Source organism: Variovorax sp. Varisp85, from assembly GCF_047304045.1.
Taxonomy (GTDB): domain Bacteria; phylum Pseudomonadota; class Gammaproteobacteria; order Burkholderiales; family Burkholderiaceae_C; genus Variovorax.
In genome coordinates, this window is sequence record NZ_JBGLYN010000031.1 from 58055 (window position 1) to 65480 (window position 7426).

General features: G+C 70.1%; 6 protein-coding genes. 4 read left to right on the forward strand and 2 right to left on the reverse strand.

Translation table 11 applies throughout. The annotated features are described in order from the left end of the window. Positions 1-19 precede the first annotated feature (19 nt). The 3 genes from ACCC97_RS14525 to ACCC97_RS14535 are packed head-to-tail and all read left to right on the forward strand — an operon-like array spanning position 20 to position 5549. Positions 20-1147, forward strand: coding sequence for a ligase-associated DNA damage response exonuclease (locus ACCC97_RS14525; protein ID WP_413333448.1), 1128 nt, complete (start codon positions 20-22; stop codon positions 1145-1147). After that, positions 1144-2799, forward strand: coding sequence for an ATP-dependent DNA ligase (locus ACCC97_RS14530; protein ID WP_413333450.1), 1656 nt, complete (start codon positions 1144-1146; stop codon positions 2797-2799). The genes ACCC97_RS14525 and ACCC97_RS14530 overlap by 4 nt, the downstream gene beginning before the upstream one ends. After that, on the forward strand, positions 2796-5549 hold the full coding sequence (locus ACCC97_RS14535; protein WP_413333452.1) for a ligase-associated DNA damage response DEXH box helicase: 2754 nt from the start codon (positions 2796-2798) through the stop codon (positions 5547-5549). Before ACCC97_RS14530 ends, ACCC97_RS14535 begins: the two co-directional genes overlap by 4 nt. Before the next feature lie 5 nt (positions 5550-5554). On the opposite strand, the gene trxC is transcribed toward ACCC97_RS14535, so the two are convergent. Further along, complete coding sequence (trxC, locus tag ACCC97_RS14540) at positions 5555-6004, reverse strand: thioredoxin TrxC (protein WP_413333454.1); 450 nt, start codon at positions 6002-6004, stop codon at positions 5555-5557. Between the two features lie 77 nt (positions 6005-6081). Between trxC and pdeM the strand changes: the two genes are divergently transcribed. Further along, positions 6082-6759, forward strand: a complete 678-nt coding sequence (gene pdeM / locus ACCC97_RS14545) for a ligase-associated DNA damage response endonuclease PdeM (protein WP_413333456.1) — start codon at positions 6082-6084, stop codon at positions 6757-6759. A 45-nt stretch (positions 6760-6804) separates the two neighbouring features. Here pdeM and ACCC97_RS14550 read toward each other — a convergent pair whose 3' ends face one another. Beyond that, complete coding sequence (locus ACCC97_RS14550) at positions 6805-7335, reverse strand: TPM domain-containing protein (protein WP_007830225.1); 531 nt, start codon at positions 7333-7335, stop codon at positions 6805-6807. Positions 7336-7426: the final 91 nt, after the last annotated feature.

Below are 7426 nucleotides of genomic sequence, written 5' to 3' on the forward strand. Positions count from 1 at the left end.
GCGCCTACGATGGCGTGCCATGCCCGCACAGCAGGAAGCAGACCTCCTCGTCGTCGCCCGGCCCGAGGGCCTCTATTGCCCACCCGGCGATTTCTACATCGACCCGTGGCGGCCGGTGGCGCGCGCCGTCATCACGCATGCGCATTCGGATCATGCGCGCGCCGGACACGCACGCTACCTGGCCCACACCGACAGCGCCGGCACGCTGCGTGCGCGCCTTGGCAGCGGCATCGACCTGCAGACGCTGGCCTACGGCGAGGCCATCGAGCACCGTGGCGTACGCGTCTCGCTGCATCCGGCCGGCCATGTGCTGGGCTCGGCGCAGGTGCGGCTCGAACATGGCGCTCGCGTGTGGGTGGCCTCGGGCGACTACAAGACCGAGCCTGACGGCACCTGCCCGCCCTTCGAGCCCGTGCCTTGCGACACCTTCATCACCGAGTCGACCTTCGGCCTGCCGATCTACCGCTGGCCCACGCAGGCCGTGCTGTTCGCGGAGATCGACGCGTGGTGGCGCGCCAATGCGCAGGCCGGGCGCGCATCGGTGCTTTTTTGCTATGCATTCGGCAAGGCGCAGCGCATCCTGCATGGCGTGGATGCGAGCATCGGGCCGATCGTCGTGCACGGGGCGGTGGAGCCGCTCAATGCGGTGTACCGGGCGGCGGGCGTCTCTTTGCCGCCCACCTTGCGTGCGGACGATGAGGGTGTCGACGCCGCGTTGCTGAAGCGTTCGCTGGTGCTCGCTCCGCCATCGGCGCAGGGCTCGCCATGGATGCGCCGCTTCGGCAACTACGCTGATGCGTTCGCCAGCGGGTGGATGCAGCTGCGCGGCACGCGCCGCCGAAGAGGCGTGGACCGCGGCTTCGTGATGTCCGACCATGCCGACTGGCCCGGCCTGCAGCAGGCGATTGCCGGCACCGGCGCAGAGCGCGTGTTCGTCACGCACGGCAGCGTGCAGGTGATGGTGCGGTGGCTCACGGAGAACGGCCTCGATGCGCAGGGCTTCAAGACCGAGTACGGCGACGAAGACGATCAGGAAACTCCCTCCCCTTCCGGGGGTGGGCCGGGGAGGGGGCTTGCGGCGCTCGATGGAGACGCCGCGAGCCCCCATCCCAACCTTCCCGCAAAGGGGGAAGGAGAAATACCGTGAGAGCGTTTGCCGCGCTCTACCGCGAGCTCGATGCGAGCACGTCTAGCCTCGCCAAGCAGGTCGCGCTGCAGCGCTACCTGCGCGAGGCCGACGCGGCCGATGCCGCATGGGCGGTGTACTTCCTGGCCGGCGGCAAGCCGCGCCAGCTCGTGCCCACCAAGCTGCTGCGCCTGCTCGCACAGGAGGCGGCGGGCCTGCCCGAGTGGCTGTTCGACGAAAGCTACGACGCCGTGGGCGATCTCGCCGAGACCATCGCGCTGCTGTTGCCGCCGCCGAGCGAGGTGCACGACCTCGGTCTCGCGGGTTGGGTCGAGCAGCATCTGCTGCCATTGCGCGAAGCCGCGAAGACGGCACCCGGGCAGCTCGCCGACCGGCTGCGCGCGCAGTGGCGACAGCTCGCGGTCGAAGAGCGGCTGGTGTACTTCAAGCTCATCACCGGTGCATTTCGCGTGGGCGTGTCGAGGCTGCAGGTGACGCAGGCACTCGCCGCGGTGGGCGGCATCGATGCCAAGCGTGTCGCGCAGCGGCTCATGGGCTACACGCACATCGGGGCACGGCCCCGGGGCGACGACTACCGCACGCTCATCGCGCCCGAGTCGAGCGCCGAGCAGGTGCAGAAGACCAGCGGCCAGCCGTACCCCTTCTTCCTCGCGCATCCGTTCAACATTCCGCTCGAGCAGTTCGATGCCGTGCTGGGGTCGCCGTCCGGCTGGATCGTCGAGTGGAAGTGGGACGGCATTCGCGCGCAGCTCGTGAAGCGCGCAGGCGCCGTCTGGGTGTGGTCGCGCGGCGAAGAGCTGGTGACGGAGCGCTTCCCCGAGCTTGCCGTGCTGGGCGAGGCCTTGCCTGACGGCACGGTGCTCGACGGCGAAGTCGCCGTGTGGCGCGAAGACAAGGTACAGCCCTTCGCCGAGCTGCAGAAGCGCATCGGCCGCAAGACGCTCGGCGCCAAGTTGCTGCGCGACATTCCCGTGGTGCTGCTGGCCTATGACCTCCTCGAATGGGAAGGACGCGACCTGCGTGCGCTGCCGCAGTCGGAGCGCCGCGTGTTGCTCGACGAGCTGATCACGCGGATGCAGCACCCTTCGCTGCTGCCGAGCCCGATGCTCACCGGCACCGGCTGGCCCGATCTCGCAAGGCAGCGCGAGGCCGCGCGCACCATGGGCGTCGAAGGCATGATGCTCAAGCGCCGCGATGCGCAGTACGGCGTGGGCCGCACCAAAGACGTCGGCGTGTGGTGGAAGTGGAAGATCGACCCGCTCAGCGTCGACGCGGTGCTGATCTACGCACAGCGCGGCCACGGCCGGCGCGCGAGCCTCTTCAGTGACTACACCTTTGCCGTGTGGGATGCTCCGCCCGAGCAAGCCGACCGCAAGCTCGTGCCCTTCGCCAAGGCCTACTCGGGCCTTACCGACGCCGAGATGGCGCGCGTGGACGCGATCATCCGCAAGACCACGGTGGAGAGCTTCGGGCCGGTGAAGAGCGTGAAGCCGACGCTGGTGTTCGAGCTGGGCTTCGAGGGTATCGCGCGCAGCACGCGGCACAAGAGCGGCATTGCGGTGCGCTTTCCGCGCATGCTGCGCTGGCGGGAGGACAAGCCCGTGGAGGAGGCGGACACCTTGCAGACGCTCGCTGCGTTGCTTCCCTCATGACCGACCCAATGGATCCCGAATTTCTCCCTCCCCCTTTGGGGGAGGGCAGGAGTGGGGGCAAGCGGCGTATCCGGAGCCAGCGGCCTGTCGTCGAAGGCCGCTTGCCCCCATCCCGGCCTTCCCCCGGCAGGGGAAGGAGCAAATCCAAGTCCGTGAAGCCTGCGCTCGACGCGTGGTTCACCGCACGCGGGTGGAAGCCTTTCAAGTTCCAGCGCGAGGTGTGGAAAGCCATCGGCGAAGGCAGGTCCGGCCTGCTTCACGCGACCACCGGTGCGGGCAAGACCTACGCCGTGTGGCTCGGTGCGCTGCAGGCTTTCTCTCAAGCGCGCAAGGAAACGGCACACCCCGCCGCCCCTCCGCTCACCGTGCTGTGGCTCACCCCGATGCGCGCGCTTGCGGCCGACACGCTGCGTGCCCTGCAGCAGCCCCTCGAAGCCCTCGGCGCCGATGTGCATCCGTGGAGCACCGGCGTGCGCAGCGGCGACACCTCGTCGGCCGAACGCAGCGCGCAGAACCAGCGCCTGCCCAGCGTGCTCGTCACCACGCCTGAAAGCCTGTCGCTGCTGCTCTCGCGCGCCGATGCAAGCGAAGTGCTCGGCCATGTGCGGATGACCGTCGTCGACGAATGGCACGAGCTGCTCGGCAACAAGCGCGGCGTGCAGGTGCAGCTCGCGCTGGCACGGCTCAAGCGCTGGAATCCCGGCCTCGCGATCTGGGGCATGTCGGCCACGCTGGGTAACCTGCACGAGGCGATGCATTCGCTGCTGGGCCATGCGGACGGCGTGCTCGTGCAGGGCCAGGTGCCGAAGAAGCTCGTCATCGATTCGCTGCTGCCCGGCACCGCCGAGCGCTTTCCCTGGGGCGGCCACCTCGGGCTCACGATGCTGCCCCAGGTGATCGCGGAGATTGCCGCGAGCAAGACCGCGCTGGTCTTCACCAACACGCGCTCGCAGTCGGAGATCTGGTACCAGGCCATGCTGGAGGCCAAGCCCGAGTGGGCCGGCCTCATTGCGCTGCACCACGGCTCGCTCGACCGCGAGGTGCGCGAATGGGTCGAGCTGAGCCTCAAGAGCGGCGAGCTGAAGGCCGTGGTCTGCACCTCGAGCCTGGACCTGGGCGTGGACTTCCTGCCGGTCGAGCGCGTGCTGCAGATCGGCTCGCCCAAGGGCGTGGCGCGGCTGTTGCAGCGCGCCGGCCGTTCGGGCCATGCGCCGGGGCGGCCGTCGCGCATCACGCTCGTGCCCACGCACAGCGTCGAGATGGTCGAAGGCTCGGCCGCGCGCGCGGCCATCGCGGCGGGGCATATCGAGGCGCGCCATTCGCCCGACCAGCCGCTCGACGTGCTGGTGCAGCACCTGGTGACGGTGGCGCTGGGCGGCGGCTTCATACCCGATGACTTGTACGACGAGGTGTGCGGCACGGCCGCGTACCAAGGCCTCTCGCGCGAGAGCTGGCAGTGGTGCCTCGACTTCGTCTCGCAAGGCGGCCCCTCCCTCGCGGCCTACCCAGACTACCGGCGCGCGGTGCCCGATGCCGAGGGCGTGTGGCGCGTGCCCGACGCGCGGCTCGCGCGCCGGCATCGCACCAACATCGGCACCATCGTGAGCGATGCGAGCATGTCGGTGCAGTATCTCGGCGGCTCGAAGATCGGCAGCGTCGAAGAAAGTTTCGTCGCGCGCATGAAGGCCGGCGACTGCTTCCTGTTCGGCGGGCGGCTGCTCGAACTCGTGCGCATCCACGACATGACCGCATGGGTGCGGCGCGCGAGCGGCAAGCGGCCCGCGGTGCCGCGATGGAACGGCGGGCGCATGCCGCTGTCGAACACGCTGGCCGATGCGGTGGTGCAGCAGCTGGCGCTGGCCGGTGAGGGGCGCTACGACTCGCCCGAGCTGCAATGCGTGCGGCCGCTGCTCGAGATACAGCAGCAGTGGTCCGCGCTGCCGACGCCGCAGACGCTGCTGGCCGAGACGCTGGACACGCGCGAGGGCTCGCACCTGTTCCTCTATCCGTTCGCGGGCCGGCATGTGCACCTCGGGCTGGCAAGCCTGCTGGCCTGGCGTGTCGCGCAGCACGAGGCGCGCACCTTTTCCATCGCGGTCAACGACTACGGCTTCGAGCTGCTGAGCGCGACCGGGGTCGATTGGGCCGTGCTGCTGCCGCAGGTGCTGGGGCCGCCGGAAGGCGAAGCGCCCGCGGTGCTGCTGCACGAGGTGCTGGCCTCGCTCAACGCGGGCGAACTCGCGCAGCGGCGCTTCCGCGAGATCGCGCGCGTATCGGGGCTGATCTTCCAGGGCTACCCAGGCGAGAAGCGCAGCAGCAAGCAGCTGCAGGCCTCGTCCTCGCTGTTCTGGGAGGTGTTCCGCAAGTACGACCCCGGCAACAGGCTGCTGCAGCAGGCCGAGCAGGAGTTGCTCGCGCAGGAGCTCGAGATCGGCCGCCTGCGCGCCAGCCTCGCGCGCATGGCCACGCAGCAGCTCGTGCTGAAGCCGCTCGCGCGGCCGACGCCGTTTTCGTTTCCGCTGATGGTCGAGCTGTTCCGCGAGAAGCTGTCGAACGAGAACGTGGCGGACCGCATCGCCCGCATGGTCGAGCAGCTGGAAAAGGCGGCGGGTGGCGTGGTCACGGCCGGCGGCGTCGAGCGCGTGAAGGGCACGCTGTCCTTCGGCCAGGAGGGGCCGGGCAAGCCGCCGAAGCCCGTGGGGCAGCGGCGCGACCGGCGCAGGCCGTCACGCCCGTTGCCGCCGCTGTGAGCCGCTCAGCCCGCGCCGTGCGCCTTCACCCAGCGCACGATGTCCGCCGCGCCCATCGCGCCGGCCTGCCGCGCCACCTCGCGGCCGCCCTTGAAGAGCGCCAGCGTCGGAATGCTGCGGATGTTGAAGCGTGCACCCAGGGCAGGCACGGCCTCGGTGTCGACCTTGGCGAGCCGCACCCGCGGTTCCAGCTGGGCCGCGGCCTGTTCGTAGCCCGGCGCCATCTGGCGGCAGGGGCCGCACCAGGGCGCCCAGAAGTCGACCAGCACCGGGATCTCGTTGCGCGCGATGTGGCGGTCGAAGGTGGCTTCGTCCGGCAGCGCGGTGGAATGGCCGGCGAACAGCGGGCGGTGGCAGCTGCCGCAGTCGGGCGCGCTGTCCAGCTGCGCCGCGCGCACGCGGTTGGTCGTGTGGCAGTGCGGACAGACGATGTGCAGCGGGGGCGATTCGGTCATGTGCAGGAACTGGGGACGGCCAGGGCCGATTGCAAGGCGGCCGCGGGAACCTGCGTCTTTTGCGACACTTCCAGCCCGTGAGCCATTCCGATTCTTTCCCGTCGCCGTTCCCGCTCCGCTGGGCGGGCGAGCTGCTGCAGCTCTTGCCCGAGCGGGCGCTGTGGTGGCCCGATGCGCGCGTGCTGTTCGTGGCCGACCTGCACCTGGGCAAGGCCGCGGCCTACCGCGCGCTCGGCCAGCCGGTGCCGGGCGGCACGACGCAGGAAAACCTTGCGCGGCTCGATGCGTTGATGGCCCGGCTGGCCCCGCACCGCATCGTATTCCTCGGCGACTTCCTGCATGCGGCGCAGGCGCGCACGGTGCTCGCCGCGGTGGAGGCCTGGACGGCGCGCCATGCCGGCATCGCGATGACGCTGGTGCGCGGCAACCACGACAGCCGTGCGGGCGATCCGCCGGATGCGCTCGGCATCGACGTGGTCGACGAGCCTTTTCTGCTCGGGCCGTTCGCCTGCTGCCACCATCCGCAGACGCATGCCACGCACTTCGTGCTCGCGGGGCACCTGCACCCCGTTTGCAGGCTCCACGGCCCGGGGCGCGACAGCGTGCGGCTGCCGTGTTTCGTGAGCGATGCGCAGCAGGCGGTGCTGCCGGCTTTCGGCGAGTTCACGGGCGGGTGGCTGATGGAGCAGGCGCCGGGGCGGCGCTTTCATGCAGTGGGTGGCGACGCGGTGTGGGCGCTGCCCGAGCAGGAATGATTTGGGCTCCTTCCCCCAGCGGGGGAGGGAGAAAGAAAGAGAAAGTCAGAGCACCACCGGCTCGTCCGGCAGTTCGTTCACGTCGATTTCGTTCTCGCCCAGCGGAAAGTGCTGCACCAGCAGGGCCGAGATTTCTTCCAGCGCCTGCGTGAGCCCGTCCTCGAAGCGGCCCTCGCGGAAGGCCGCGCCCATGCGCTGCGCCATCGCGGCCCATTCGGCATCATCGACGCGCGCGTTGATGCCGCGGTCCGCCACGATCTCGATCGCGTGCTCGGCCAGCAGCAGGTAGATCAGCACGCCGTTGTTGTGCGCGGTGTCCCACACGCGCAGCTTGCCGAACAGCGTGACGGCGCGCTCGCGCGGCGGTGCATGGCGCCACAGGTACGACATCGGCAGGCCGGCCTCGACGCAGATGCGGATCTCGCCGCTGTGGCGCCGCTCGCTCGCGGCGACGCGGCCTGCGAGGCGCTCCAGCGCGGCTGCGGGCAGCGCGCGGCGAACCTCGGACTCGTCGATCCAGCGGTGGCGCCAGATGCGGCCGAGCTTCGAGAAGAAGGTTGCGTCGGTTGCCGTCATCGTGTTCACCAGTCCCCCGACGCACCGCCGCCGCCGAAATTGCCGCCGCCGCCGGAGCTGAAACCTCCGCCGCCGCCGCCACCACCACCAC

Bases quoted from the DNA above. Each gene is read 5' to 3' on its own strand.
- ACCC97_RS14550 (WP_007830225.1), bottom strand. From the start codon at position 7,335: ATGACGGCAACCGACGCAACCTTCTTCTCGAAGCTCGGCCGCATCTGG.
- trxC (WP_413333454.1), bottom strand. From the start codon at position 6,004: ATGACCGAATCGCCCCCGCTGCACATCGTCTGTCCGCACTGCCACACG.
- ACCC97_RS14525 (WP_413333448.1), top strand. From the start codon at position 20: ATGCCCGCACAGCAGGAAGCAGACCTCCTCGTCGTCGCCCGGCCCGAG.
- ACCC97_RS14535 (WP_413333452.1), top strand. From the start codon at position 2,796: ATGACCGACCCAATGGATCCCGAATTTCTCCCTCCCCCTTTGGGGGAG.